The 23,546-nt window shown below is 67.0% G+C and carries 23 protein-coding genes; 15 read left to right on the top strand and 8 right to left on the bottom strand.

What is annotated here, in order from left to right; all coding sequences use genetic code 11:
- The first annotated feature begins 1 nt into the window (after position 1).
- The 4 genes from BM297_RS00555 to lpxC all read left to right on the top strand — a co-directional run bounded on the left by BM297_RS00555 (position 2) and on the right by lpxC (position 4,377).
- Positions 2 to 862: a cell division protein FtsQ/DivIB gene (locus BM297_RS00555; RefSeq protein WP_092427213.1), complete on the top strand. Its 861-nt coding sequence runs from the start codon at positions 2 to 4 to the stop codon at positions 860 to 862.
- A 21-nt stretch (positions 863 to 883) separates the two neighbouring features.
- Positions 884 to 2,128, top strand: coding sequence for a cell division protein FtsA (gene ftsA / locus BM297_RS00550; RefSeq protein WP_092427209.1), 1,245 nt, complete (start codon positions 884 to 886; stop codon positions 2,126 to 2,128).
- Positions 2,129 to 2,187: 59 nt separating this feature from the next.
- Positions 2,188 to 3,354 (top strand): cell division protein FtsZ, encoded by a 1,167-nt coding sequence (gene ftsZ, locus BM297_RS00545; protein ID WP_092427206.1) that lies wholly within the window; start codon positions 2,188 to 2,190, stop codon positions 3,352 to 3,354.
- Between the two features lie 111 nt (positions 3,355 to 3,465).
- A complete protein-coding gene (gene lpxC / locus BM297_RS00540) occupies positions 3,466 to 4,377 on the top strand; it encodes a UDP-3-O-acyl-N-acetylglucosamine deacetylase (protein WP_092427203.1) in 912 nt (303 codons plus the stop codon).
- Positions 4,378 to 4,449: 72 nt separating this feature from the next.
- Here the strand turns inward: lpxC and BM297_RS00535 are convergent, their stop codons facing one another.
- Positions 4,450 to 4,905, bottom strand: coding sequence for a DUF721 domain-containing protein (locus BM297_RS00535; RefSeq protein ID WP_092427200.1), 456 nt, complete (start codon positions 4,903 to 4,905; stop codon positions 4,450 to 4,452).
- Between the two features lie 76 nt (positions 4,906 to 4,981).
- Here BM297_RS00535 and BM297_RS00530 point away from each other — a divergent pair, with 76 nt between their 5' ends.
- From BM297_RS00530 to BM297_RS00515, 4 genes are all read left to right on the top strand, one after another.
- Positions 4,982 to 5,908, top strand: coding sequence for a M23 family metallopeptidase (locus tag BM297_RS00530; protein ID WP_092427197.1), 927 nt, complete (start codon positions 4,982 to 4,984; stop codon positions 5,906 to 5,908).
- A gap of 115 nt (positions 5,909 to 6,023) precedes the next feature.
- Entirely contained in the window at positions 6,024 to 8,768 is a 2,745-nt protein-coding gene (gene secA / locus BM297_RS00525) for a preprotein translocase subunit SecA (RefSeq protein WP_092427194.1), read from the top strand.
- Between the two features lie 104 nt (positions 8,769 to 8,872).
- Entirely contained in the window at positions 8,873 to 10,090 is a 1,218-nt protein-coding gene (gene argJ / locus BM297_RS00520) for a bifunctional glutamate N-acetyltransferase/amino-acid acetyltransferase ArgJ (RefSeq protein WP_092427191.1), read from the top strand.
- A gap of 97 nt (positions 10,091 to 10,187) precedes the next feature.
- Complete coding sequence (locus BM297_RS00515) at positions 10,188 to 11,129, top strand: Nudix family hydrolase (protein ID WP_092427893.1); 942 nt, start codon at positions 10,188 to 10,190, stop codon at positions 11,127 to 11,129.
- Positions 11,130 to 11,135: 6 nt separating this feature from the next.
- Here the strand turns inward: BM297_RS00515 and BM297_RS00510 are convergent, their stop codons facing one another.
- Genes BM297_RS00510 through BM297_RS22015 form a run of 4 tightly spaced genes read right to left on the bottom strand, consistent with a single transcriptional unit; the run spans position 11,136 to position 13,863 of the window.
- Positions 11,136 to 11,348, bottom strand: coding sequence for a DUF3820 family protein (locus BM297_RS00510; protein ID WP_092427188.1), 213 nt, complete (start codon positions 11,346 to 11,348; stop codon positions 11,136 to 11,138).
- Entirely contained in the window at positions 11,345 to 11,929 is a 585-nt protein-coding gene (locus BM297_RS00505) for a cob(I)yrinic acid a,c-diamide adenosyltransferase (protein WP_092427185.1), read from the bottom strand. Before BM297_RS00505 ends, BM297_RS00510 begins: the two co-directional genes overlap by 4 nt.
- Before the next feature lie 51 nt (positions 11,930 to 11,980).
- On the bottom strand, positions 11,981 to 12,892 hold the full coding sequence (locus BM297_RS00500) for a putative 2-dehydropantoate 2-reductase (protein ID WP_245768173.1): 912 nt from the start codon (positions 12,890 to 12,892) through the stop codon (positions 11,981 to 11,983).
- Positions 12,889 to 13,863 (bottom strand): response regulator, encoded by a 975-nt coding sequence (locus BM297_RS22015; protein ID WP_092427182.1) that lies wholly within the window; start codon positions 13,861 to 13,863, stop codon positions 12,889 to 12,891. The genes BM297_RS00500 and BM297_RS22015 overlap by 4 nt, the downstream gene beginning before the upstream one ends.
- Before the next feature lie 146 nt (positions 13,864 to 14,009).
- Here BM297_RS22015 and BM297_RS00490 point away from each other — a divergent pair, with 146 nt between their 5' ends.
- Complete coding sequence (locus BM297_RS00490) at positions 14,010 to 14,489, top strand: YajQ family cyclic di-GMP-binding protein (RefSeq protein ID WP_092427179.1); 480 nt, start codon at positions 14,010 to 14,012, stop codon at positions 14,487 to 14,489.
- Between the two features lie 70 nt (positions 14,490 to 14,559).
- On the opposite strand, the gene BM297_RS00485 is transcribed toward BM297_RS00490, so the two are convergent.
- Together BM297_RS00485 and BM297_RS00480 are read right to left on the bottom strand one after the other, a co-directional pair.
- Positions 14,560 to 16,152 (bottom strand): AmpG family muropeptide MFS transporter, encoded by a 1,593-nt coding sequence (locus BM297_RS00485; protein WP_092427176.1) that lies wholly within the window; start codon positions 16,150 to 16,152, stop codon positions 14,560 to 14,562.
- Positions 16,153 to 16,186: 34 nt separating this feature from the next.
- A complete protein-coding gene (locus BM297_RS00480; protein ID WP_092427889.1) occupies positions 16,187 to 16,534 on the bottom strand; it encodes an MGMT family protein in 348 nt (115 codons plus the stop codon).
- A 147-nt stretch (positions 16,535 to 16,681) separates the two neighbouring features.
- Between BM297_RS00480 and BM297_RS00475 the strand changes: the two genes are divergently transcribed.
- A complete protein-coding gene (locus tag BM297_RS00475) occupies positions 16,682 to 17,686 on the top strand; it encodes a DUF481 domain-containing protein (RefSeq protein ID WP_092427173.1) in 1,005 nt (334 codons plus the stop codon).
- Positions 17,687 to 17,729: 43 nt separating this feature from the next.
- On the opposite strand, the gene BM297_RS00470 is transcribed toward BM297_RS00475, so the two are convergent.
- Entirely contained in the window at positions 17,730 to 18,488 is a 759-nt protein-coding gene (locus tag BM297_RS00470) for an SDR family oxidoreductase (protein ID WP_092427170.1), read from the bottom strand.
- A gap of 282 nt (positions 18,489 to 18,770) precedes the next feature.
- On the opposite strand from BM297_RS00470, the gene BM297_RS00465 reads away from it, so the two are divergent.
- The 5 genes from BM297_RS00465 to BM297_RS00445 all read left to right on the top strand — a co-directional run bounded on the left by BM297_RS00465 (position 18,771) and on the right by BM297_RS00445 (position 23,506).
- On the top strand, positions 18,771 to 19,235 hold the full coding sequence (locus tag BM297_RS00465; RefSeq protein WP_092427167.1) for an FxsA family protein: 465 nt from the start codon (positions 18,771 to 18,773) through the stop codon (positions 19,233 to 19,235).
- Positions 19,236 to 19,426: 191 nt separating this feature from the next.
- A complete protein-coding gene (locus BM297_RS00460) occupies positions 19,427 to 19,720 on the top strand; it encodes a co-chaperone GroES (protein ID WP_090306043.1) in 294 nt (97 codons plus the stop codon).
- Positions 19,721 to 19,769: 49 nt separating this feature from the next.
- Positions 19,770 to 21,410, top strand: a complete 1,641-nt coding sequence (gene groL / locus BM297_RS00455) for a chaperonin GroEL (protein WP_092427164.1) — start codon at positions 19,770 to 19,772, stop codon at positions 21,408 to 21,410.
- A 157-nt stretch (positions 21,411 to 21,567) separates the two neighbouring features.
- Positions 21,568 to 22,257 carry a response regulator transcription factor gene (locus BM297_RS00450; RefSeq protein ID WP_092427161.1) on the top strand — a complete coding sequence of 230 codons (690 nt, stop codon included), beginning with the start codon at positions 21,568 to 21,570 and terminating at the stop codon, positions 22,255 to 22,257.
- A complete protein-coding gene (locus BM297_RS00445; RefSeq protein WP_092427158.1) occupies positions 22,241 to 23,506 on the top strand; it encodes a sensor histidine kinase in 1,266 nt (421 codons plus the stop codon). The genes BM297_RS00450 and BM297_RS00445 overlap by 17 nt, the downstream gene beginning before the upstream one ends.
- Positions 23,507 to 23,546 lie beyond the last annotated feature (40 nt).

The following is a 23,546-nucleotide window of genomic DNA, read 5'->3' as shown; positions in this document are numbered from 1 at the left end:
CATGATCGCGCTGCTGCGTCACCAGCGTCCGGGCCCGGTAGGCCCGCTGCGCAAGCCGGCCCCTCGCGGGGCCAGCCGCATGGTGGTGCGCGAACCTCTGCGCCTGCGTCTGCCACGCCTGTCGCTGAGTGGTCTCAGGCATCTCGCCTGGCCGCTGTCGCTGCTTGGCCTGGGTTTTGCTGGCTATGAGCTGAGCGAGCGTCTGTTGCCCTACGCCGACCAGCCGATCGCGCGGGTCAGCGTGCAGGGCGACCTGCACTATGTCAGTCGCGAGGCGGTGGCGGCCAAGGTCGCGCCGTTCACCGACGCCCGTTTCTTCAGCGTCGACCTGGCGAGCATGCGCAGCGAACTGGAACAGATGCCCTGGATCGCCGAGGCCGAGGTACGCCGGGTATGGCCCGATCAGCTGTTGATCCGCCTGGAGGAGCAGTTGCCGGTGGCGCGCTGGGGCGACGAGGCGCTGCTCAACAACCAGGGCGTGGCCTTCGCCCCGGGCGAACTGGGCGGCTACGAGCAGTTGCCCAAGCTGTGGGGGCCGCAACGCGCCCAGCAGCAGATCATGCAGCAGTACCAGATGCTCAGCCAGCTGCTGCGGCCGCTGGACTTCACGGTAGCCAGTCTGGAGCTGCGCGAGCGCGGCAGCTGGTTCCTCACCACCGGCCAGGGCATCGAGCTGCTGCTCGGGCGTGATCATGTGGTGGAAAAGATGCGCCGTTTCGTCAGCGTCTATGAGAAGACCCTGAAAGAACACAATACGAACATCGCGCGCGTCGACCTGCGCTACCCCAACGGCCTGGCCGTGGCGTGGCGCGAGATGCCGGCGGCGCCGGTTCCCGGTGCGAACACCGGGGCCCTGCAGTGACTTGAGGAGAGAACTGGGATCATGGCAAGCGCGCAAAGCGGCAAAATGGTCGTCGGCCTGGATATCGGCACCTCCAAGGTGGTGGCGCTGGTCGGCGAGGTGGCGGCCGATGGCCAGCTGGAAATCGTCGGCATCGGCACCCATCCCTCGCGGGGCCTGAAGAAGGGCGTGGTGGTCAACATCGAGTCCACCGTACAGGCCATCCAGCATGCCATCGACGAGGCGCAGCAGATGGCCGGCTGCCGGATCCACTCGGCATTCGTCGGCGTGGCGGGCAGCCATATCCGCAGCCTGAACTCGCACGGCATCGTCGCCATTCGCGAGCGCGAGGTGAACCGCGCCGACATCGAGCGGGTCCTGGACGCCGCTCAGGCGGTGGCGATCCCGGCCGACCAGCGGGTGCTGCACACCCTGGCCCAGGACTACGTGATCGACAACCAGGAAGGCGTGCGCGAGCCGCTGGGGATGTCGGGCGTGCGTCTGGAAGCCAAGGTGCACGTGGTCACCTGTGCGGTGAATGCGGCGCAGAACATCGAGAAGTGCGTGCGCCGCTGCGGGCTGGAGGTGGACGACATCATCCTCGAGCAGCTGGCCTCGTCCGACTCGGTGCTGACCGACGACGAGAAGGAGCTGGGCGTGTGCCTGGTGGACATCGGCGGTGGTACCACCGATATCGCCATCTTCACCGAGGGTGCGATCCGTCACACTGCGGTAATTCCGATCGCTGGCGACCAGGTTACCAACGATATCGCCATGGCCCTGCGTACACCGACTCAGTATGCTGAGGAGATCAAAATTCGCTATGCCTGCGCCCTGGCCAAACTGGCCGGCGCCGGGCAGACCATCAAGGTGCCGAGCGTCGGCGATCGTCCGCCTCGCGAACTGTCCCGCCAGGCGCTGGCCGAAGTGGTCGAGCCGCGCTACGAGGAGCTGTTCTCGCTGGTACAGGGCGAACTGCGCCGCAGTGGCTACGAGGACCTGCTCCCGGCCGGGATCGTGATCACCGGTGGCACCGCGAAGATGGAAGGTGCCGTCGAGCTGGCCGAGGAAATCTTTCACATGCCGGTACGTCTGGGCCTGCCGCAAGGTGTCAGGGGCCTGGAGGATGTCGTGCGCAACCCTGCCTATGCGACAGGGGTCGGTCTGCTGTTGTACGGCCTGCGCAAGCAGGGCTCGCCGAGCCATTCCGGCGGTGGCAGCAGCAGCGAAGAGAGCAAACCGCCGGTATTCGAGCGCATCAAGCGCTGGGTGCAAGGCAATTTCTGACAGTCGGCCACCGCATGGTCAGGTCGGTTGGACAAGAAAAAAGGGAAAGGAGAGGGAAAATGTTCGAATTAGTCGATAACGTTGAATCGAATGCGGTAATCAAGGTCATCGGTGTAGGCGGTGGTGGCGGCAACGCGGTCAACCACATGCTGCGCAGCAACATCGACGACATCGATTTCATCTGTGCCAACACCGATGCCCAGGCACTGAAGAAGGTCGACGCCAAGACCATCCTGCAGCTGGGCATGAACGTGACCAAGGGGCTCGGTGCCGGCACCAATCCCGACGTCGGTCGCCAGGCCGCGCTGGAGGACCGCGAGCGCATCGCCGAGGTCCTGCAGGGCGCCAACATGGTGTTCATCACCACCGGCATGGGCGGCGGCACCGGTACCGGTGCGGCGCCGATCATCGCCGAGGTGGCCAAGGAGATGGGCATCCTCACCGTCGCCGTGGTTACCCGCCCGTTCCCCTTCGAGGGCCGTCGGCGCATGCAGATCGCCGACGAGGGCATCCGCGCCCTGTCCGAGCATGTCGACTCGCTGATCACCATTCCCAACGAGAAGCTGCTGACCATCCTCGGCAAGGACGCCAGCCTGCTGTCCGCCTTCGCCAAGGCCGACGACGTGCTGGCCGGCGCCGTGCGCGGCATCTCCGACATCATGCAGCGCCCCGGCCTGATGAACGTCGACTTCGCCGACGTGCGCACCGTGATGAGCGAGATGGGCATGGCGATGATGGGGACCGGCCACGCCAGCGGCCCGAACCGCGCCCGTGAAGCCGCTGAGGCGGCGATCCGCAACCCGCTGCTGGAAGACATCAACCTGCAGGGCGCCCGCGGCATCCTGGTCAACATCACCGCCGGCCTCGACCTGTCGCTGGGCGAGTACACCGAAGTCGGCAGCATCATCGAGCAGTTCACCTCCGAGCACGCGACCGTCAAGATCGGTGCGGTCATCGATCCGGAAATGCGCGACGAGCTGCACGTCACCGTGGTCGCCACCGGTCTCGGCGCACGCATGGAGAAGCCGACCAAGGTGGTCGACAACGCGCCGGCAGCCACTCCGGTGCAGCAGGGCGCTTCGGTGAACTACCGCGACCTCGAGCGTCCGACCGTGATGCGCAGCAGTCAGGGTGGCGGTAGCGCGGCCCCGGCGGTCAAGCCCAGCACCCAGGAAGATCTCGACTATCTGGATATTCCGGCCTTCCTGCGTCGCCAGGCCGATTGAGTTTCTATATCAGGAGTATTGGTGTGATTGGTATTCAGTAAAGGCGGGCTCTGATATCATTCCCGCCATTACTGAGAACAGTTCACAACTTGTGCAGATACGGCCAAAGCCATGATCAAACAACGCACTTTGAAGAACATCATCCGCGCCACCGGCGTCGGCCTGCACTCGGGGGAGAAGGTCTATCTCACCCTGAAGCCGGCCCCGGTGGATACCGGTATCGTGTTCTGCCGTACCGATCTCGACCCCATGGTGGAGATTCCGGCTCGGGCCGAGAACGTCGGTGAGACCACCCTGTCGACCACGCTGGTCAAGGGTGACGTCAAGGTGGATACCGTTGAGCACCTGCTTTCGGCCATGGCTGGCCTGGGTATCGACAACGCCTATATCGAACTGTCGGCACCGGAAGTGCCGATCATGGACGGCAGCGCCGGCCCCTTCGTGTTCCTCATCCAGTCCGCCGGTCTGCAGGAGCAGGAAGCGCCGAAGAAGTTCATCCGCATCAAGCGCCCGGTGACCGTGGAGGAGGAGGGCAAGAGCGCCACCTTCCTGCCGTTCGACGGCTTCAAGGTGAGCTTCGAGATCGACTTCGATCACCCGGTGTTCCACGGTCGTACCCAGCATGCCTGCGTCGACTTCTCCAGCACCTCGTTCGTCAAGGAAGTCAGCCGCGCGCGCACCTTCGGCTTCATGCGCGACATCGAGTTCCTGCGTTCGCAGAACCTCGCCCTGGGTGGCAGCGTGGACAACGCCATCGTGGTCGACGAGTTCCGCGTCCTCAACGAAGACGGCCTGCGCTACGAGGATGAGTTCGTCAAGCACAAGATCCTCGATGCCATCGGCGACCTGTACCTGCTCGGTACCAGCCTGATCGGCGAGTTCCGTGGCATCAAGTCTGGCCATGCCCTGAACAACCGCCTTCTGCGTACCCTGCTTGCCGACCGGGATGCCTGGGAGCTGGTGACCTTCGAGGACGCCAGCACCGCGCCGATCTCCTACATGCGCCCGGCAGCCGCCGGCTGAAGCAAGACTCTCCCTTTCTCTTGAGGCCACCCCTAGGGTGGCCTTTTTTTTCGTCCGCGTTTTTTGCGCGCTTCAGTCAGGCGGTCGGGTGTGGCTGGCCAGACGCTCCAGGGCGGCGCGCAACTGCGGATCGTCGATGCCGCTGGCGGCGGCGCGCAGGGTGTCGGCGGCGCTGGCGGAAAGCGTCGGATTTCGACCGGTGGCATGCCTTTCGGCGGCTGTTGGTTGAATCTTGAACAGAATCTTCGCTAAGTTCGCGAATTCCTTGAGGTTGCGCAGTTGGCGCAGCAGGCGTTTCTGCTGGTAGCGCAGGTGGGTGGCCCACTGGCCGTCGGTGACGATCAGCAGCAGGCAGTCATCGCGCCATGCTGCGACCCGACAGTGTGGGCGAGCGGCCGGCTGCAGCTGGCTTTCCAGCAGTTGCTGCAGGTGGCCGAGACGCTGCGCTTCGCCGAGCAGGTTCTTGAGCGTTTTCGTCTCGCGCAGCAGTGTCGCGGGAGCTCGGGCCGGCAGGGGACGAAAAGACATGGCAGGACGCCTGGAGAAAAACCGAGCGGCCATCTTAGCAAAACGGCTGCACCGAAACTTCTATACGGGATGCGCCATGCATATCATCTTCATGAGTCGTCGCCATGGCGCGGCGCGTTCGCTGACGCTGGCGCCTCGCCACGGACTGCTGCTGGCCACCCTGCTGCTCGGTTGCAGCCTGGCAGCCGGGGTGGTGCTGGGCTCGTGGATAAGACCCGACCCCTTGCCGGTGGTTCCCGGCGAGGCGGTCAGCGAGACGAGCGGTATCCTGCCGCAGGAACTGGCCGAGGCGCGCGCCGCTGCCCAGCGCGAGCTGGACGCCTTGGGCGTGCATCTGGCCGAGCTGCAGGCGCGGATGATCCGCATCGATGCCCTGGGTGAGCGGCTGAGCGAGCTGGCCGATCTGGATGGCGGCGAATTCGACTTCTCCCAGCCGGTCGGGCAGGGCGGTCCGGACGAAGGGCTGGACAGCGAGCCGTACCGCGGCAGCGAAGTGCTCGGCAGTCTCGATGCGCTGGCGGCGCGAATCGACGGTCGCGAGCAGCAGCTGGAGGCGATGGAGCGGGTGCTGGCAGCACGCCAGCGCGAGGACGCCAGCCAGGTCGCCGGGCGGCCGGTGCTCAGCGGCTACCAGTCCTCGGCCTACGGTCTGCGCAGCGACCCGTTTCACGGCCGGGCCCGCGCCCACAAGGGCGTGGACTTCGCCGCCCGGCGCGGCACCGAGATCGTCGCGGTGGCCGCCGGAGTGGTGACTTGGGCCGGTCGCAAGTCCGGCTACGGCTGGACCGTCGAGGTCGGCCATGCCGACGGCTACTCGACCCTCTATGCGCACAACCAGCGCAACCTGGTGCAGGTCGGCGAGCTGGTGCAGCGCGGCCAGACCATCGCCCTGGTCGGCAGCAGCGGGCGCTCGACCGGTCCGCATGTGCATTTCGAGGTCAAGAAGAACGGTCGCCAGGTCAATCCGGCCAGCTATATCGCCCGTGCCAGCAGTGGTGAATGAGGCGTCTTTTCTCGTCGGCATTTCCGGGTAGAATGCCTGCTTCGCTGCCGCGCCGCCGGCACTGGGCACTCCCCGGGAGTGCCCTCCATTTCCACAGATGGAAGACCCTCCCGATATGTTTGCGCCTTTGTTGAAGAAACTCTTTGGAAGCAAGAACGAGCGTGAAGTCAAGCGCATGGCCAAGGCTGTCCAGGCGATCAACGCCCTGGAAGAGCAGATGGTCGCGCTCTCCGACGAGCAGCTCAGGGGCAAGACCGAAGAGTTCAAGGCGCGCCTGGCCCAGGGCGAAACGCTCGACAAGCTGCTGCCGGAAGCCTTTGCCGTGGCCCGCGAGGCCGGCAAGCGGGTGATGGGCATGCGCCACTTCGACGTGCAGCTGATCGGCGGCATGACCCTGCACGAGGGCAAGATCGCCGAGATGCGTACCGGCGAGGGCAAGACCCTGGTGGGCACCCTGGCGGTGTACCTCAATGCGCTGGAAGGCAAGGGCGTGCACGTGGTCACGGTCAACGACTACCTGGCCCGGCGCGACGCCAACTGGATGCGCCCGCTGTACGAGTTCCTTGGCCTGTCGGTCGGCGTGGTCAGCCCGTTCCAGGACCCGGTCGACAAGCGCGCCGCCTACGCCGCCGACATCACCTACGGCACCAACAACGAATTCGGCTTCGACTACCTGCGCGACAACATGGCGTTCAGCCTGGACGACAAGTTCCAGCGCGAGCTGAACTTCGCCGTGGTCGACGAGGTGGACTCGATCCTCATCGACGAGGCGCGCACCCCGCTGATCATTTCCGGCCCGGCCGAGGACAGCTCGCGCCTGTACATGCAGATGAACCAGCTGATCCCGCGCCTCAAGCGTCAGGTCGAGGCGGAAGAGGGCGTGGTCGAGCAGGAAGGCCACTACAGCATCGACGAGAAGGCCCGCCAGGTCGAAATCACCGAGCAGGGCCACCAGTTCATCGAGGACATGCTCACCGAGGCCGGCCTGCTGGCCGAGGGCGAGAGCCTGTATTCGGCGCACAATCTCGGCCTGCTGACCCACGTCTACGCCGCCCTGCGCGCGCACACCCTGTTCCATCGCGACGTCGAATACATCGTGCAGAACAACCAGGTGGTGCTGATCGACGAGCACACCGGGCGCACCATGCCGGGCCGCCGCCTGTCCGAGGGCCTGCACCAGGCCATCGAGGCCAAGGAAGGCGTGCAGATCCAGGCCGAGAGCCAGACCCTCGCCTCGACCACCTTCCAGAACTACTTCCGCCTGTACAACAAGCTGGCCGGCATGACCGGTACCGCCGATACCGAGGCCTTCGAGTTCCGCCAGATCTACGGTCTCGACGTGGTGGTGATCCCGACCAACAAGCCGGTCGCGCGCAAGGACTTCAACGATCTGGTCTACCTGACCCAGGAAGAGAAGTACGCGGCGGTCATCGAGGACGTCAAGGCCTGCCGGGCCGAGGGTCGTCCGGTACTGGTCGGCACCGCCTCGATCGACAGCTCCGAGTATCTTTCCCAGCTGCTGCACAAGGCCGGCATGGAGCACAAGGTGCTCAACGCCAAGTACCACGACAAGGAGGCCGAGATCATCGCCCAGGCCGGTCGTCCCGGCGCGGTGACCATCGCCACCAACATGGCCGGTCGCGGTACCGACATCCTCCTCGGCGGCAACTGGGAGGTGGAAGTCGCCGCCCTGGAAAATCCGAGCGAGGAGCAGATCGCCCAGGTCAAGGCCGAATGGCAGAAGCGCCACCAGCAGGTGATCGAGGCCGGCGGCCTGCACGTGATCGCCTCCGAGCGCCACGAATCGCGGCGCATCGACAACCAGCTGCGCGGTCGTGCCGGTCGCCAGGGCGACCCGGGTTCCAGCCGCTTCTACCTGTCGCTGGAAGACAACCTGATGCGCATCTTCGCCTCCGACCGGGTGAAGAACTTCATGAAGGCCCTCGGCATGCAGTCCGGCGAGGCCATCGAGCACCGTATGGTCACCAACGCCATCGAGAAGGCGCAGCGCAAGGTCGAGGGGCGCAACTTCGACATCCGCAAGCAGCTGCTCGAGTTCGACGACGTGGCCAACGAGCAGCGCAAGGTGATCTATCACATGCGCAACAGCCTGCTGGCCGCCGAGAGTGTCGGCGAGACCATCGCAGAGTTCCGCAGCGAAGTGCTGGCACGGCTCATCGATGCGCACATCGCGCCGCAGTCGCTGCCCGAGCAGTGGGACATCCGCGGCCTGGAGGCGGCGCTGCAAAGCGACTTCGGCCTCAAGCTGCCGGTGCAGCAGTGGCTGGACGAGGACGACAAGCTCTACGAGGAAACCCTGCGCGAGCGCATTGCCGCCGAGGTGCTCAAGGATTACGCCGAGAAGGAGGAGCTGGCCGGCAGCGATGCGCTGCGCAGCTTCGAGAAGCAGATCCTCCTGCGCGTGCTCGACGACCTGTGGAAGGATCACCTGTCGACCATGGACCACCTGCGCCATGGCATCCACCTGCGTGGCTACGCGCAGAAGAACCCCAAGCAGGAGTACAAGCGCGAGTCGTTCGCCCTCTTCCAGGAGCTGCTGGACAACATCAAGCGCGATGCCATCCGCGTGCTGTCCCACGTGCAGGTGCGCCGCGAGGACCCCGCCGAGGAAGAGGAACGCCTGCGCCGCGAGGCCGAAGCGCTGGCCGCCCGCATGCAGTTCCAGCATGCCGCCGCCCCGGCGCTCGATCAGCCGCTGGAGGACATCGCCGAGGCTGGCGAGCCGGTCCCGGTGGCGGCCGTTGCCGCGGTGCGCCAGGAGCCGAAGATCGGCCGCAACGAGCCCTGCCCGTGCGGCAGCGGCAAGAAGTACAAGCACTGCCACGGCCAGATCGGCTGATCGGCGGGTAGCTTGATCACGCCGCGACCGGCCCTGCCGCTCGCGGCGTTTTCCATCGTGATCCCATCATTTTTCGCGCAGCGCGCACTTCAAGGAGCTTCCCCATGGCTGTCGGTCTTGGTCCCCTGCCCACCCTGCACCCGGTTGCCGGTTTCGAACTCGGCATCGCCTCGGCCGGCATCAAGCGCCCCGGGCGCAAGGACGTGGTGGTGATGCGCTGCGCCGAGGGCTCGACCATCGCCGGCGTGACCACCACCAACGCCTTCTGCGCCGCGCCGGTGCTGATCACCCGCGAGCGCCTGCAGGGCGAGGTCCGCTACCTGCTGACCAACACCGGCAACGCCAACGCCGGCACCGGTCCGGACGGCCTGCTCCGCGCCCGCCGCGCCTGCGCCAAGCTGGCCGAGCTGGCCGGGGTGGCCGAGAGCGCCGTGCTGCCGTTCTCCACCGGGGTGATCGGCGAGCCGCTGCCGGTCGAGAAGATCGAAGGCGCGCTGCAGGCCGCGCTGGCCGACCTCAAGGTCGACAACTGGGCGCAGGCTGCCGAAGGCATCATGACCACCGACACCCTGCCCAAGGGCGCCAGCCGCCAGTTCCAGCACGACGGCGTCACCGTCACCGTCACCGGCATCAGCAAGGGTGCCGGGATGATCCGCCCGAACATGGCGACCATGCTCGGCTACATCGCCACCGACGCCAAGGTCGCCCGCGACGTGCTGCAGGACCTGGTGCGCGACGCGGCCAACAAGTCGTTCAACCGCATCACCATCGACGGCGACACCTCGACCAACGACTGCTGCATGCTGATCGCCACCGGCCAGGCCGCCCTGCCGGAGATCACCGAAAAGACCGGCGAGCTGTACGCCAAGCTCAAGCAGGCGGTGTTCGAGGTGTTCATGGAGGTCGCCCAGGCCATCGTCCGCGACGGGGAGGGCGCCACCAAATTCGTCACCGTGCAGGTCAACGGCGGCGCCAATGCTCAGGAATGCCTGGACGTCGCCTACGCCGTGGCCCACTCGCCGCTGATCAAAACCGCGCTGTTCGCCTCCGATCCCAACTGGGGGCGCATCCTCGCCGCGGTCGGCTATGCCGGCGTGCCCAACCTGGACGTCAGCCTGATCGACGTGTTCCTCGGCGACGTGTGCATCGCCAGCCAGGGCGGTCGCGCAGCGACCTACACCGAGGAGCAGGGCGCGGCGGTGATGAAGCGGGAGGAGATCGGCATCCGCATCGAACTGGGCCGCGGCGCGTTCAGCGAGACCATCTGGACCACCGACCTGTCCCACGAGTACGTGCGCATCAACGCCGAATACCGTTCTTGAAGCCAGGCCGGCGCCGTCTGCCGATGTTGGCCGGTGGCGCCGGCAGCCAGTCCGGATGCAGAGCCTGCGCCCGGGCTGGCCTGTGGAGTCCGAGTCGATGAAACGATTGCACGTGGCCGCGGCGGTGATCCGCGGCGCTGATGACCGGGTGCTGATTGCCCGGCGTCCCGAACACAAGCATCAGGGCGGCCTGTGGGAGTTCCCTGGCGGCAAGGTCGAGGCCGGCGAGGCGGTGGCAACCGCGCTGGCGCGCGAGCTGCACGAGGAGCTGGGTATCGTCGTCACCGCCTCCCGGCCGTTGATCCAGGTGCGCCACGACTATCCCGATCTCGCCGTGCTGCTCGACGTCCACGAGGTCGGCGCCTTCACCGGCGAGCCCCATGGTGCCGAGGGCCAGCCGCTGGCCTGGGTGGCGCCGCGCGAGTTGCCGCACTACGAGTTTCCCGAGGCCAACCGGCCGATCGTCGCCGCCGCCCGCCTGCCGGCGCAGTACCTGATCACCCCTGCTGACCTCGAGCCCGCCGAGCTGCTGCGCGGCGTGCGTGAAGCGTTGGCCGGCGGCATCCGTCTGCTGCAGCTGCGCGCACCGACCATGTACAGCGCCGAATACCGCGACCTGGCGGTGGACATCCAGGGCCTGTGCGCCGGCAAGGCGCAGCTGATGCTCAAGGGGCCGCTGGAGTGGCTGGGCGACTTCCCCGCCGCCGGCTGGCATCTCACCGCCGCGCAGCTGCGCCAGTACGCGGCCAGGGGCCGACCGTTCCCGGCCGAGCGCTGGCTGGCGGCCTCCTGCCACGGCGCCGAGGAGCTGGCGCTGGCGGCGCAGATGGGCGTCGACTTTGTCACCCTGTCGCCGCTGCAGGCCACCCGGAGCCATCCCGACGCCACGCCGCTGGGCTGGGAGGTGGCGGCCGAGCTGATCAGCGGCTTCAACCGGCCGGTGTACCTGCTCGGCGGCGTCGGCCCGGCCGAGCAGGCGCGGGCCTGGCAGATCGGCGCCCAAGGCGTGGCCGGCATCCGCGCCTTCTGGCCGCGCTGAGTTGGCTCAGCGCCGGCGCAGCGGTTCGAGCAGGGCGCGCAGGCCGTTGTGGTCGATCTCGTGCATCAGCGCCAGCAGGCGACCGATCTCGCCCGGCGGAAAGCCGCTGCGGGCGAACCAGGCCAGGTAGTGGCCGGGCAGATCGCTGATCAGTCGCCCCTGATACTTGCCGAAGGGCATCTCCCGGCCGACCAGGAGCAGCAGATCCTCGGGCTTCACTCGGCGCGTTCCGGCGCCGCCGCCTGCCACAGCACCTCGTTGACCTGCTGGCGGCGGGCGATCAGCCGCGCGCCGACGAACAGCAGGTCGGACAGGCGGTTGAGATAGGCCAGGCACTCGCCGCGCAGCGGCTCGACGGCGTTGAGGTGCTGGCAGCGGCGCTCGGCGCTGCGCGCGAAGCTGCGGCAGACGTGGGCCTGGGCCACCAGGCGCGAGCCGCCGGGGAGGATGAAGTTCTTCAGCGGGCCGACTTCCTCGTTCCAGGCATCGATGGCCTGTTCCAGGCGGGTGATCTCGGTGGCGTCCAGCGCCTGGTACTCGGGCATCGCCAGTTCGCCGCCGAGGTCGAACAGGCGGTGCTGACAGGGCGCGAGCAGCTCGAGGATTTCCGTCAGTCCCGGATACAGGGCTTCCTGCTCGGCCAGTTCGGCGAGCAGCAGGCCGAGCTGGCTGTTCAGCGTGTCGACCTCGCCCATCGCCTCGATGCGCGGGTGGTCCTTGGTTACCCGGCGGCCGTCGGCCAGGCCGGTTTCGCCGGCATCGCCGGTGCGGGTGTAGATCTTCGACAGGCGAAAGCCCATGGTGCAGGTCCTGTGACGGCTGGGAATGGCAGCCGGCAGGGTAGCCGGTGCTCAGTCCTGCGGCAATCCGCGTGCGCGCAGATGGGCGCGCAGGCGCTGCTCGAGGGCCTGCAGGCGTGGTAGCGCCAGCTGCCGGTGCGCGGCCTCGCGGCAGGCGTGGCCGAGCAGGTAGGCGATCTCGGTGCGCCGGCCGGCGGCGACGTCCTGGTGCATGGATGAATAGTTGGCCGCGGTGGCGGCGATCACCCGCTCCACCTCGGCCTGCAGGTCGACTGCCGCGTCCGCCTGGCCGCAGGCGACCAGCAGTTCGACCAGTTCGGCGCACAGCGCGGCGACTTCCTCGGCATGCGCCTGCAGGCCGCCGTTACGGCAGTCGTGGAGCACGGTCAGCGGATTGATCGCACAGTTCAGCGCCAGCTTGCGCCACAGCCGGCTGAGGATGTCCGTCGTCCAGCTGGCGGCAATCCCGGCCTGGGCCAGCTCGCCCAGCCAGTCCGGCGCGGGGGAGGGGGGCACGGTGCCGAGCCAGGTCTGCCCGGCGCCGGCGTATACGACATGGAAGTCGCTGCGGCGGAAGGCGCCTTCGGTGCTGGAGGCGAAGATGCAGCGTACCTGCGGCAGCAGGGCGGCGACCTGTTCCTGGCTGCCCAGGCCGTTCTGCAGCAGGATGACCTCGGCGCCGGGAGCCAGGCGTGCGTGCAGGGCGCGGGCGGCCGCGGCGGCGTCGTAGGCCTTGCTGGCCAGCAGCAGGCGGTGGATCGGTGCGCGGTCGGTAAGGGTTTCGGCGGGCAGCGGCAGCCGCCGGCACACGCCATCAGTCTCGAAGGTCAGGCCGCCGGCGGCGTGGTACTGCGCCAGCCGCTGCGGGTCGCGCAGCAGCAGGCGAACGGGCAGGCCGGCAGCGGCCAGGCGCGCGGCCCACAGGCCGCCGAGGCTGCCGGCACCGAGGACATGCCAGGTCACGACGCCGAGGCTTGCGTCTGCTGCAGACGCTGGCAGGCGATGCGGCCGCTGCTGCGGGCCTCCGCCAACTGGCTGGCGGCCTGGCGCATCAGCGTGTCGATGCTCGCCGGGCAGTCGCGGGCATCGACGCCGACCAGGGCAATGGCGGCCTGCAGGGTGATGAAGCCCTCGCTGGTCTTCAGGGCCTTGAGGTTGAGGCTGTCGTGCAGGCGTCGAAAACTGCTGTGGCTGCATTCGCGCAGGTCGTCGACCATGGCGACCACGGCGAAATGGTTGTCGTCCAGGCGGGCCAGTGCGTCGAGGGGGCGCAGCATGTTGCGCAGGCGGCAGGCGACGTTGTAGAGCAGCTCGCGCTGCAGACCCTCGCTGCGGCTGCGCCGGTTGGCGGGATCGTCCAGGCCAATCAGCAGGTAGCACAGCGCGCCGCCGCGTGACTCGAGCTGGCGCAGGGCATCGCCCAGATGCTGGCGCAGGAAGCGCTGGTTGCCGAGGCCGGTCAGCTCGTCGATCACGTTGCGCTGTTCGAGGTTGCTGACATTGTGCGTCAGGCGGCGGGTTTCCTGTTCCAGGCGTTGCAATCGGCCGCACAGGCGGTCGGCGGCGCGTACCCGGGGTACCAATTGCTCGTTGACGGTGGCCTTGTTGACGAAGTCGTCGACCCCGCAGTCGAAGGCTTCGGTCAGCAGGCTGTCGCCGTCGCTGCCGGTGAGCAGGATGATGTAGGTGTAGTGCTCGCCGCTCTCGTCGAGCTGGCGAATCCGCGTGGTCAGCTGCAGACCGTCCATCTCCGGCATCAGCCAGTCGGCGAGCAGCACGTTGGCCGGGCGTTGGTCGAGCGCCGCGAGCGCTTCGCTGGCGCTGCCGGCGTAGCGGATGTCTCGGTAGCCGGCCTGCTGGAGTACGCGGCCGATCAGCGCGCTGGAAAACCTGGCATCGTCCACCACCATGATGCTGAGGTTGGGATCGGGCATGGGTGCGGGCTCGGTTGAGGGTGAGGAGTGGTGCTCGGGTACGGCAGCGGTCGGATGGTCGGTTATAATGACGACTCGCTTTTTACCGTCAAGTCAGGCGCGATGCATCCGTGAACCCGGTCGCGCCGTCCATCTGGAGATACCCCATGCCCTCGTTCGACGTGGTGTCCGAACTGGACAAGCACGAAGTCACCAACGCTGTCGACAATGCCATCAAGGACCTGGACCGCCGCTACGACCTGCGCGGCAAGGGCAGTTTCGAGTTCAAGGAGAAGACCGTCACCCTGACGGCTGAGGCCGACTTCATGCTCGAGCAGATGCTCGAGATCCTCAAGCTGGCACTGGTCAAGCGCAAGATCGACGTGCAGTGCCTGGAGGTCAAGGACTCCTATGCCTCCGGCAAGGTGGTCAAGCAGGAAGTGGTGCTGCGCGAAGGCATCGACAAGGAGCTGGCGAAGAAGATCGTCGCGCTGATCAAGGACGGCAAGCTCAAGGTCCAGGCAGCGATCCAGGGCGAGCAGGTGCGCGTCACCGGCAAGAAGCGCGATGACCTGCAGGAGGCCATCGCCCTGCTGCGCACCCAGGAGCTGGGCATGCCGCTGCAGTTCAACAATTTCCGCGACTGATTGCCCGTCGCGACCGCGGACTGCGTGGTCGCATAAGCCAAAAGGCCAGCCTCAGGGGCTGGCCTTTTGTTTATTCGGGGGTGCTGGTCGGGCGGGGCGCCTGTGGCGCGGCGCTGGTCGGGGTGCCCGGATTGCCTGGCGTATCGGGGCTGCTGCTGGTATGCCGGCGTTCGCGCCCCCACTGCAGGCCGATCAGCAGCAGGGTCGGCACGCCGATCAGCGCGGTGACCAGGAAGAAGTCGGCGTAGCCGAGGTTCTCCACCATCACCCCCGAGTAGCCGCCGATCAGGCGCGGCAGCAGCAGCATGATCGAGCTGAGCAGGGCGTACTGGGTGGCGGAGAACTGCAGGTTGGTCAGGCTCGACAGGTAGGCGACGAAGGCCGCGGTGGCCAGGCCGCCGCTGAAGTTGTCCGCCGAGATGGTGAACACCAGCATCTCGAGGTTCGGGCCCATGCCGGAGAGCATGGCGAACAGCAGGTTGGTCGCCGCCGAGGCCAGGCCGCCGAGGAACAGGATCGGCAGGATGCCGAAGCGCACGATCAGCAGGCCGCCGACGCCGGCGCCGAGCAGGGTCATCACCAGACCGAACAGCTTGCTGACGCTGGCGATCTGCTCCTTGCTGAAGCCCAGGTCAACGTAGAACACGTTGGCCATCACGCCCATCACCGTGTCCGACATGCGATAGGTGGCGATCAGGCCGAGCAGCACCAGCGCCTGCCAGCGGTAGCGCTGGATGAAGTCGCTGATCGGCGTCAGCACCGGGGCCAGGCCGCGGCGGCCGAAGGACGACAGGCACAGCACGGTGAGCACTGTGTACAGGGTGAAGCGCAGGAAGGCGCGGTCGTCGAGCAGCAGGTCGAGCAGGGTCACCTGGCTGCTGAACACGCCGTCCACGCCGCTGTGGTACAGCTGGGTGAACATCGCCGGCACCGAGATGAGCAGGACGATCAGCACCAGCACCGATACCAGCTGGTGGGTCAGGCCGTAGCGGGCGGCAGCCTGCTGGGTCTGCTGCGGCACCGGCGGCTCACGCATCCACAGGGTGGTGAGCAGGCCGGGCAGCATCAGCAGGGCGAACAGCAGGTAGGTGCTGGCCCAGGCCGGATACAGGTAGTTGTTGCCCACCGAGCCGAAGCCCTCGGCGACGAACAGCGCGCCGGCGCTGGCCAGCAGCATGGCCACCCGGTAGCCGGTGGTGTAGCAGGCCGCCAGCGCCGCCTGCTGGGTGTTCTCGGCGATCTCCAGGCGGTAGGCGTCGAGGGCGATGTCCTGGGTGGCCGAGGCGAAGGCCACCAGTACCGCCACGGCGATCAGCCAGCCCAGGTGGGTCTGCGGGTCGAACAGCGCCATGCCGGCCAGGCCGACGGCCACCAGCAGCTGCGACAGCGCCAGCCAGGAGCGGCGCCGGCCCAGGCGGCCGAGCAGTGGCAGGCGCCACTGGTCGAGCAGCGGCGACCATACCCACTTGAAGGCGTAGGCGAGGCCGATCAGGCTGGCGTAGCCGATGGTTTCGCGCGCCACCCCGGCCTCGCGCAGCCACACCGAGAGGGTGGAGAACACCAGCACCATGGGCAGACCGGCGGCGAAGCCGAGCAGCAGGAGGGCGAGGGCGGAAGGACTGGCATAGGTGGCGAAGGCTTCGCGCCAGGTTCTACGGGGCATGGAACGCTGCATGGTGGCGGACAAAGTGTGCACTCTAACCGCTCTGGCGGCCGGGATGCCAGCCATGGCGACGGATGTCCAGGCGGCTGCCTGACAGGGCGATGCCTTCGGCGGCCAGGCGGCGGCGCTGTTCGTCACCGGCCGGCGAGCCGGCGGGGAGACTCAGGCGACCACCGGCGGCGATGACCCGGTGCCAGGGCAGGGCGGTATCCTCCGGCAACTGGCTCAGGCAGCGGCCGACCCAGCGCGCCGCGCGGCCCAGACCGGCCTGCTCGGCGAGTTGGCCATAGCTGACCACCCGTCCGGGCGGGATCTGGGCCAGCGCGGCATACAGCGCACTGCGGCGGCAGTCGGCCGGGCGCTGGGCGGGGGAGGCAGGCATGGTGCAGGGGCTCGTCAGCGATCGGAACTCCAGCATAGCGCTCTGCTGGTCGAGTGGGCAGTACCACCGTATGGCGGCTGCGCCTTGCGCGCTCGCCGGGCGCAAGGATAATGCGCTCCCCGTTTCCCAGCCTGCTTCCCGCCCATCATGCGTTTGTTGTCCCTGCTGTGCCTTTCGTTGCTGTGCTGTACCGCCTTGCCGGCCCTGGCCGATACCGTCTGGCTGAAGAATGGCGACCGCCTGAGCGGCCAGATCCAGCTGTTCGACGGCGGCAAGCTGCTGCTCAAGACCGCCTACGCCGGCAGCGTGACCCTCGACTGGAAGCAGGTTGCCAGCCTGGAAAGCAGCCAGGCGCTGCTGGTCAAGCTGGATGATGGCGAGGGCGAACATGCCCGCGGCCTGCGCCGCGCTGCCGATGGCCGGGTCGAACTGGTCAATGGTGCGGCGCGCAGCGTCGAGCTGGCCCAGGTCAAGCAGATCCTGCCGCCGCGCCCGCTGGTCGAGGACTGGGTGTGGAGCGGCAGCGCCGACTTCGCCTTCGAGTACGAGCAGGCCGAAAAGGATGTCGAGGAGTTCGACGTCGACCTGCGCACCAAGGCCCGTCACGGCCTGTGGCGGCACAACCTCAGCGCCAGCTACGACCGCGAGTCCAAGGACGAGGTGGAGGTGGAGGACAGCGTCGGCGCCGAGTACGCCCTCGACCGCTTCCTCGACGAGCACTGGTTCTGGCAGGGCAAGTTCGAGTACGAGCGCGACCGCATCGGCGCGCTGGCGATCCAGCGTACCCTCGGCACCGGCCCCGGCTACCAGTTCTGGGACAACGAGCTGGGCGCCTTCTCGCTGGTCTCGCTGCTCAACCGCCACGATCTGGACTTTGCCGGTGCCAGCGACGAGCACCTCTACGCGTTGGGCTTCAAGTGGGACTACAACCGCTTCCTGCTCGGCAAGCGCTTCGAGCTGTTCAGCCATGGCGAGCTGGGTGTGCCCTTCATCGATGCCATCGACTACAAGCTGGAGAGCGACCTGGGCCTGCGCTACAAGATCAACAGCTGGGCCTCGCTGCACCTCAAGGGCGAATGGGACCAGTTACGTGGTGAGCAGGGCGATGTCGACGAGTCGACCTACAGCGTCGGCTTCGGCGTCGGTTGGTAAGGGGGCGGAGCGGGCTGGCGCGCCGCTCCGCCACGGGTGGCACTTACAGGCGGATGCCGCCATCCACCTCGAGTACGCGGCCGGTGAAGTAGTCGTTCTCGAAGATGAACGCCGCGGCGCTGGCGATCTCCTCCGGCTGCCCCAGGCGCTTGAGCGGGATGCCCGCGGCCAGCTTCTCCAGAGCTTCGGGCTTCATGCTGGCCACCATGTCGGTGCCGATGAAACCGGGGGCGACGGCGCCGACGCGGATGCCGTAGCGCGCCAGCTCCTTGGCCCAGACCACGGTGAGCGAGGCCACCGCGGCCTTGGCCGCGCTGTAGTTGCTCTGGCCCATGTTGCCGGCGCGGGACACCGAGGAGATGTTGACGATGGTGCCCGCGCACTGCAGCTCGATCATCTTCGCCGCCACCTCGCGGGTACAGAGGAACACCCCGGTCAGGTTGACGTCGATCACCGCTTGCCACTGCGCCAGAGGCAGCTTGTGGATCTCGCCGTCCTTGACCTTGAGCAGCAGGCCGTCGCGCAGGATGCCGGCGTTGTTGATCAGGCCGTGCAGGGCGCCGAAATCGGCGGCCACCTGCTGCACCGTGCGCTCGACCTGCGCCTCGTCGGCGACGTTGCAGATATAGGCGCGCGCCTCGACGCCGTTGGCCTGGCAGGCGCTCACCGCCTCCTGCAGCTTTTCCGGGTTGAGATCGATCAGGGCCAGTTTTGCGCCGCGGCATGACAGGTGTTCGGCCATGGCGCGACCAAGGCCCTGGCCGCTGCCGGTGATGATGATGACTTTGTCTTTCAGGTGCATGAGGGAATCCCCGCCGCTTGATTGATATAGGGCCTCGCGGGCATTCCCGGCTATCTGGAAGGGCCTGTCCGTTGCAACGGATTCTGTGCGAGGAAGCATGCTTCGAGCGTATTGTGCAGTGCAGCATGCTCGTGCGGGGTGGTCAAGAATAATTCAGTCCCCGCCGAGCGGTTGGCTGGGCGGCGGGCGACGGACGGCGGCACGCTGTCTTGAATTTATCCAGTGTTGACGCCATTTCATGTCACATTGGGGGCGTAATGCCCGTTCAGGAAATTCGACTCGATGCGCGTACTGCTGTTTGTCTTCATCCTCTTTCCACTGCTCGAACTGGCCTTGCTGATCAAGGTCGGCAGCAGCATCGGCGTGCTGACCACCCTGTTGCTGGTGATCGGCAGCGCGCTGGTCGGTGGCTTCCTGTTGCGTATCGCCGGCCCGGCGACCGCCTGGCGCGCCCGCGCCCGTCTGCTCAGCGGCGAGGCGCCGGAGCAGGAGATGCTCGACGGCCTGTTGATGGCCCTCGGCGGCTTCCTGCTGCTGCTGCCGGGTTTCCTCAGCGACGTGCTCGGCGTGCTGTGCCTGCTGCCGTTCACCCGTCACCTGCTGCGCAAGCGCCTCGGCCTGCGCGCGCAGCGCTTTGCCCAGTCCTCCATGCACGCCGGTCAATCCGCCGGTCAGCCTGGCCAGGAGGCGTCCAAACCGTCGCGTCCGCAGGTCATCGAGGGCGAGTGGGAACGCCGCGACGACTGAATTTTTTTTCGACCGCCCCTTGAAATGCCCTTGCCGGCCCTTATGTAGCGGTCAGCGCAGGATTGCTGTAGCAGTCGCTGCCCAGACTTCAACGGCGTGCCCGCCACGTCGTTCCCGGCAACGCCGGAATCTACCAACCCGCCGGTGAGCATCACCGGTCGCTGGAAACAACCTGTTAGGAGAGATCGACAATGAAGCTTCGTCCTCTGCATGACCGCGTCGTGATTCGTCGCAGCGAAGAAGAAACCAAGACCGCAGGTGGCATCGTGCTGCCGGGTTCCGCTGCCGAGAAGCCGAACCAAGGCGAAGTCGTCGCGGTCGGCGCCGGTCGCGTCCTGGACAACGGCGAAGTGCGTCCGCTGGCAGTGAAGGTGGGTGACAAGGTGGTGTTCGGCCCGTACTCCGGCAGCAACACCATCAAGGTTGACGGTGAAGACCTGCTGGTGATGGCCGAGAGCGAAATCCTCGCCGTGCTGGAAGCCTGAGTCACCGTCCCTTTTCCGCATTCACTGAATTCCATTTGAGGTAGAGAACATGGCTGCTAAAGAAGTTAAGTTCGGCGATTCCGCACGCAAGAAGATGCTGATCGGCGTAAACGTCCTGGCTGACGCCGTGAAGGCCACCCTCGGCCCGAAAGGCCGCAACGTGGTGCTGGAAAAGAGCTTCGGCGCGCCGCTGATCACCAAGGACGGCGTTTCCGTCGCCAAGGAAATCGAGCTGAAGGACCGCTTCGAGAACATGGGCGCCCAGCTGGTCAAGGACGTGGCTTCCAAGGCCAACGACCAGGCCGGTGACGGCACCACCACCGCCACCGTGCTGGCCCAGTCGATCGTCAACGAAGGCCTCAAGGCCGTCGCTGCCGGCATGAACCCGATGGACCTCAAGCGCGGCATCGACAAGGCGACCATCGCCATCGTTGCCCAGATCAAGGATCTGGCCAAGCCGTGCACCGACACCAAGGCCATCGCCCAGGTCGGCACCATCTCCGCCAACTCCGATGAGTCGATCGGCAACATCATTGCCGAAGCCATGGAAAAGGTCGGCAAGGAAGGCGTGATCACCGTCGAGGAAGGCTCGGGCCTGGAGAACGAGCTGTCCGTCGTCGAAGGCATGCAGTTCGACCGCGGCTACCTGTCCCCGTACTTCATCAACAAGCCGGACACCATGGTTGCCGAGCTGGAAAGCCCGCTGCTGCTGCTGGTCGACAAGAAGATCTCCAACATCCGCGAAATGCTGCCGGTGCTGGAAGCGGTCGCCAAGGCCGGTCGTCCGCTGCTGATCGTCGCCGAAGACGTCGAAGGCGAAGCGCTGGCCACCCTGGTGGTCAACAACATGCGCGGCATCGTCAAGGTCGCTGCGGTCAAGGCGCCGGGCTTCGGCGATCGCCGCAAGGCCATGCTGCAGGACATCGCCATCCTCACCGGCGGTACCGTGATTTCCGAAGAAGTCGGCATGAGCCTGGAAAGCGCCGGCCTGGAGCACCTGGGCAACGCCAAGCGCGTGGTGCTGAACAAGGAAAACACCACCATCATCGACGGCGCTGGTGCTCAGGCCGACATCGAAGCCCGCGTGGCGCAGATCCGCAAGCAGGTCGAGGAAACCACCTCCGACTACGACCGTGAGAAGCTGCAGGAGCGTCTGGCCAAGCTGGCTGGCGGTGTTGCCGTGATCAAGGTTGGCGCTGCCACCGAAGTCGAGATGAAAGAGAAGAAGGCCCGCGTCGAAGACGCCCTGCACGCCACCCGCGCTGCCGTGGAAGAAGGCGTGGTGCCTGGCGGCGGTGTCGCCCTGGTACGTGCCCTGCTGGCCATCGAAGGCCTGAAGGGCGACAACGAAGACCAGAACGTCGGTATCGCCCTGCTGCGCCGTGCGGTCGAAGCGCCGCTGCGCCAGATCGTCGCCAACGCCGGCGACGAGCCGAGCGTGGTGGTCGACAAGGTCAAGAACGGCTCGGGCAACTTCGGCTACAACGCAGCCACCGGCGTGTACGGCGACATGATCGAGATGGGTATCCTCGACCCGGCCAAGGTGACCCGTACTGCCCTGCAGTCCGCGGCCTCCATCGCTGCGCTGATGATCACCACCGAAGCCATGGTTGCCGAGATCGTCGACGACAAGGCTGCTCCGGCCATGCCGGACATGGGTGGCATGGGTGGCATGGGCGGCATGATGTAAGCCGACCGCCCCCCAGCTCCACAGCTGAAAAAACCCGCGCCTGGCGCGGGTTTTTTTATGCGCAGGGATTGGCCTGGCTCGGCGGCGCGGACCCGCGGTCGCGTCACGTAAGGTTTCCCTAAGCCGCTCGTGCGAGTCTGCGTCAGAGGGCATGCCTATGCGAATTCTGTTGGTCGAAGACAACCGCGACATCCTGGCCAATCTGGCCGACTACCTGACACTCAAGGGCTACAGCGTCGACTGCGCCCAGGACGGCCTGTCCGGCCTGCACCTGGCCACCAACGGGCACTACGACCTGCTGGTGCTCGACGTCATGCTGCCCGGGCTGGACGGCTACAGCCTGTGCCGGCGCCTGCGCGAGGAGGCGCGCAGCGTGGTGCCGGTGATCATGCTCACCGCCCGCGACCAGCTCGACGACCGCCTGCAGGGCTTCCAGGCCGGCGCCGACGACTACCTGGTCAAGCCGTTCGCGCTCAGCGAGCTGGCCGCGCGCATCGAGGCGGTGCTGCGCCGCAGCCAGGGCGGCGGGCGACGCCTGCTGCAGGTCGCCGACCTCGAGTACGACCTCGACACCCTGGAAGTCAGCCGCGGCGGCCGCCGCCTCAAGCTCAACCCGCTGGGGCTCAAGCTGCTGGCCCTGCTGATGCAGAGGAGTCCCCATGTGCTGCGTCGCGAGGCGCTCGAGGAGGCGCTGTGGGGCGACGACTGCCCGGACAGCGACAGCCTGCGCAGCCACATCCACCAGCTGCGCCAGGTGATCGACAAGCCGTTTGCACGCCCGCTGCTGCACACCGTGCACGGCCTGGGCTACCGACTGGCGGAGCGTGACGATGACGTTCAGGCCTAGTCTGGCGCAGCGCATCGTCATCGCCTTCGTGCTGATGACCCTGCTGGTGGCCGGCACCTTTGCCGTCGGCACGGTGCTGACGGTGCACGTGGTGGAGGCGCGCCTGCTGTCGGGCGAGCTGGGCCGCGACCTCGACCTGCTGCTGAAGATGGACAGCATGGACGAGTGGCGTGCCCGGCCGCAGACGGACCAGTTGTTCCACTTCACCGACGGCCCCGAGGAATTCGCCCTGCCGGCCGACCTGTCGGGGCTGGCGGAAGGCTTCCACGAGGTGTTCCGTGGCGAGCTTTCCTATCACGCCATGGTGCGGCTGGTGGACGGGCGCCGCTATGTGCTGTTGCAAGATCAGAGCGATTTCGAGCGCCGCGAGCAGTTGCTGTACGTCGCCGTCAGCGTGGGCTTCGTGATCAGTCTGTTGCTGGCCGCGCTGCTCGGCTGGTTGCTGGCGCGCCAGGTGATGGCTCCGGTGGCACGCCTGGCGCGCCAGGTGCGCCACCGCGACCAGTTGCTGGCGCTGGCTCCGCCGCTGGCACCGGACTACGTGGCCGACGAGGTCGGCCAACTGGCCGTGGCCTTCGACGAAACCCTCAGCCAGCTGCGCCAGGCGTTGAATCGGGAACAGTTGTTCACCAGCGACGTCAGTCACGAACTGCGCACGCCGCTGATGGTGCTGGCCGGCGCCTGCGAGCTGCTGCTGGAGAATCCGGCGCTGGACCCGCGGGCCCGCAGCCAGGTGCAGCGCATCGCCCGCGCCAGTGCGCAAATGCGTGAACTGGTACAGACCTTCCTGCAACTGGCGCGCACGCAGTCCGGACAGGCTGCCGAGGCGCCGCAGGCCACCCTGCGGCAGGTGGCCGACGAGTTGGTGGCGTACTGGCGCGAGCCGATCGAGGCCAAGGGGCTGCGTCTCGACTACCTGGCCGAGCAGCCGCAGTCGACCCTGTACAACGCCACCTTCCTGCGTGCGGTGCTGGGCAACCTGCTGCGCAATGCCTGGCACTACACCGAGCATGGGGCGATCCGCCTGACGCTCACCGCCGAGGGCTTCAGCGTCGAGGACAGCGGCGCGGGGATTCCCGAGGCACTGCGCGCGGCGGTGTTCGAGCCGTTCGTGCGCGGCCCCGCCGAGCGCGGCGAGGGCCTGGGGCTCGGCCTGTCGCTGGTGCAGCGGATCTGCGCCCAGGAGGGCTGGCGGATTCGCCTGCTGCCGGCGCAGCCCCATGGCTGTCGCTTCGAGGTCAGGCTGTGATGGCGCTTGACGCTTTTTTCACAACGCCTTGACGGGGCGA

The sequence above is a fragment of the Geopseudomonas sagittaria genome (genome assembly GCF_900115715.1).
In the GTDB taxonomy this organism is placed as follows: Bacteria; Pseudomonadota; Gammaproteobacteria; order Pseudomonadales; family Pseudomonadaceae; genus Geopseudomonas; species Geopseudomonas sagittaria.
The sequence above is the reverse complement of the archived record's forward strand: the minus strand, read 5'-3'. Positions and strand labels throughout refer to the sequence as shown.

What these genes read in the sequence shown, in the direction of transcription:
- BM297_RS00555 (WP_092427213.1), top strand. Translation starts at nt 2, where the DNA reads ATGATCGCGCTGCTGCGTCACCAGCGTCCGGGCCCGGTAGGCCCGCTG.
- ftsA (WP_092427209.1), top strand. Translation starts at nt 884, where the DNA reads ATGGCAAGCGCGCAAAGCGGCAAAATGGTCGTCGGCCTGGATATCGGC.
- ftsZ (WP_092427206.1), top strand. Translation starts at nt 2,188, where the DNA reads ATGTTCGAATTAGTCGATAACGTTGAATCGAATGCGGTAATCAAGGTC.
- lpxC (WP_092427203.1), top strand. Translation starts at nt 3,466, where the DNA reads ATGATCAAACAACGCACTTTGAAGAACATCATCCGCGCCACCGGCGTC.
- BM297_RS00535 (WP_092427200.1), bottom strand. Translation starts at nt 4,905, where the DNA reads ATGTCTTTTCGTCCCCTGCCGGCCCGAGCTCCCGCGACACTGCTGCGC.
- BM297_RS00530 (WP_092427197.1), top strand. Translation starts at nt 4,982, where the DNA reads ATGCATATCATCTTCATGAGTCGTCGCCATGGCGCGGCGCGTTCGCTG.
- secA (WP_092427194.1), top strand. Translation starts at nt 6,024, where the DNA reads ATGTTTGCGCCTTTGTTGAAGAAACTCTTTGGAAGCAAGAACGAGCGT.
- argJ (WP_092427191.1), top strand. Translation starts at nt 8,873, where the DNA reads ATGGCTGTCGGTCTTGGTCCCCTGCCCACCCTGCACCCGGTTGCCGGT.
- BM297_RS00515 (WP_092427893.1), top strand. Translation starts at nt 10,188, where the DNA reads ATGAAACGATTGCACGTGGCCGCGGCGGTGATCCGCGGCGCTGATGAC.
- BM297_RS00505 (WP_092427185.1), bottom strand. Translation starts at nt 11,929, where the DNA reads ATGGGCTTTCGCCTGTCGAAGATCTACACCCGCACCGGCGATGCCGGC.
- BM297_RS22015 (WP_092427182.1), bottom strand. Translation starts at nt 13,863, where the DNA reads ATGCCCGATCCCAACCTCAGCATCATGGTGGTGGACGATGCCAGGTTT.
- BM297_RS00490 (WP_092427179.1), top strand. Translation starts at nt 14,010, where the DNA reads ATGCCCTCGTTCGACGTGGTGTCCGAACTGGACAAGCACGAAGTCACC.
- BM297_RS00485 (WP_092427176.1), bottom strand. Translation starts at nt 16,152, where the DNA reads ATGCCCCGTAGAACCTGGCGCGAAGCCTTCGCCACCTATGCCAGTCCT.
- BM297_RS00480 (WP_092427889.1), bottom strand. Translation starts at nt 16,534, where the DNA reads ATGCCTGCCTCCCCCGCCCAGCGCCCGGCCGACTGCCGCCGCAGTGCG.
- BM297_RS00475 (WP_092427173.1), top strand. Translation starts at nt 16,682, where the DNA reads ATGCGTTTGTTGTCCCTGCTGTGCCTTTCGTTGCTGTGCTGTACCGCC.
- BM297_RS00470 (WP_092427170.1), bottom strand. Translation starts at nt 18,488, where the DNA reads ATGCACCTGAAAGACAAAGTCATCATCATCACCGGCAGCGGCCAGGGC.
- BM297_RS00465 (WP_092427167.1), top strand. Translation starts at nt 18,771, where the DNA reads ATGCGCGTACTGCTGTTTGTCTTCATCCTCTTTCCACTGCTCGAACTG.
- BM297_RS00460 (WP_090306043.1), top strand. Translation starts at nt 19,427, where the DNA reads ATGAAGCTTCGTCCTCTGCATGACCGCGTCGTGATTCGTCGCAGCGAA.
- groL (WP_092427164.1), top strand. Translation starts at nt 19,770, where the DNA reads ATGGCTGCTAAAGAAGTTAAGTTCGGCGATTCCGCACGCAAGAAGATG.
- BM297_RS00450 (WP_092427161.1), top strand. Translation starts at nt 21,568, where the DNA reads ATGCGAATTCTGTTGGTCGAAGACAACCGCGACATCCTGGCCAATCTG.
- BM297_RS00445 (WP_092427158.1), top strand. Translation starts at nt 22,241, where the DNA reads ATGACGTTCAGGCCTAGTCTGGCGCAGCGCATCGTCATCGCCTTCGTG.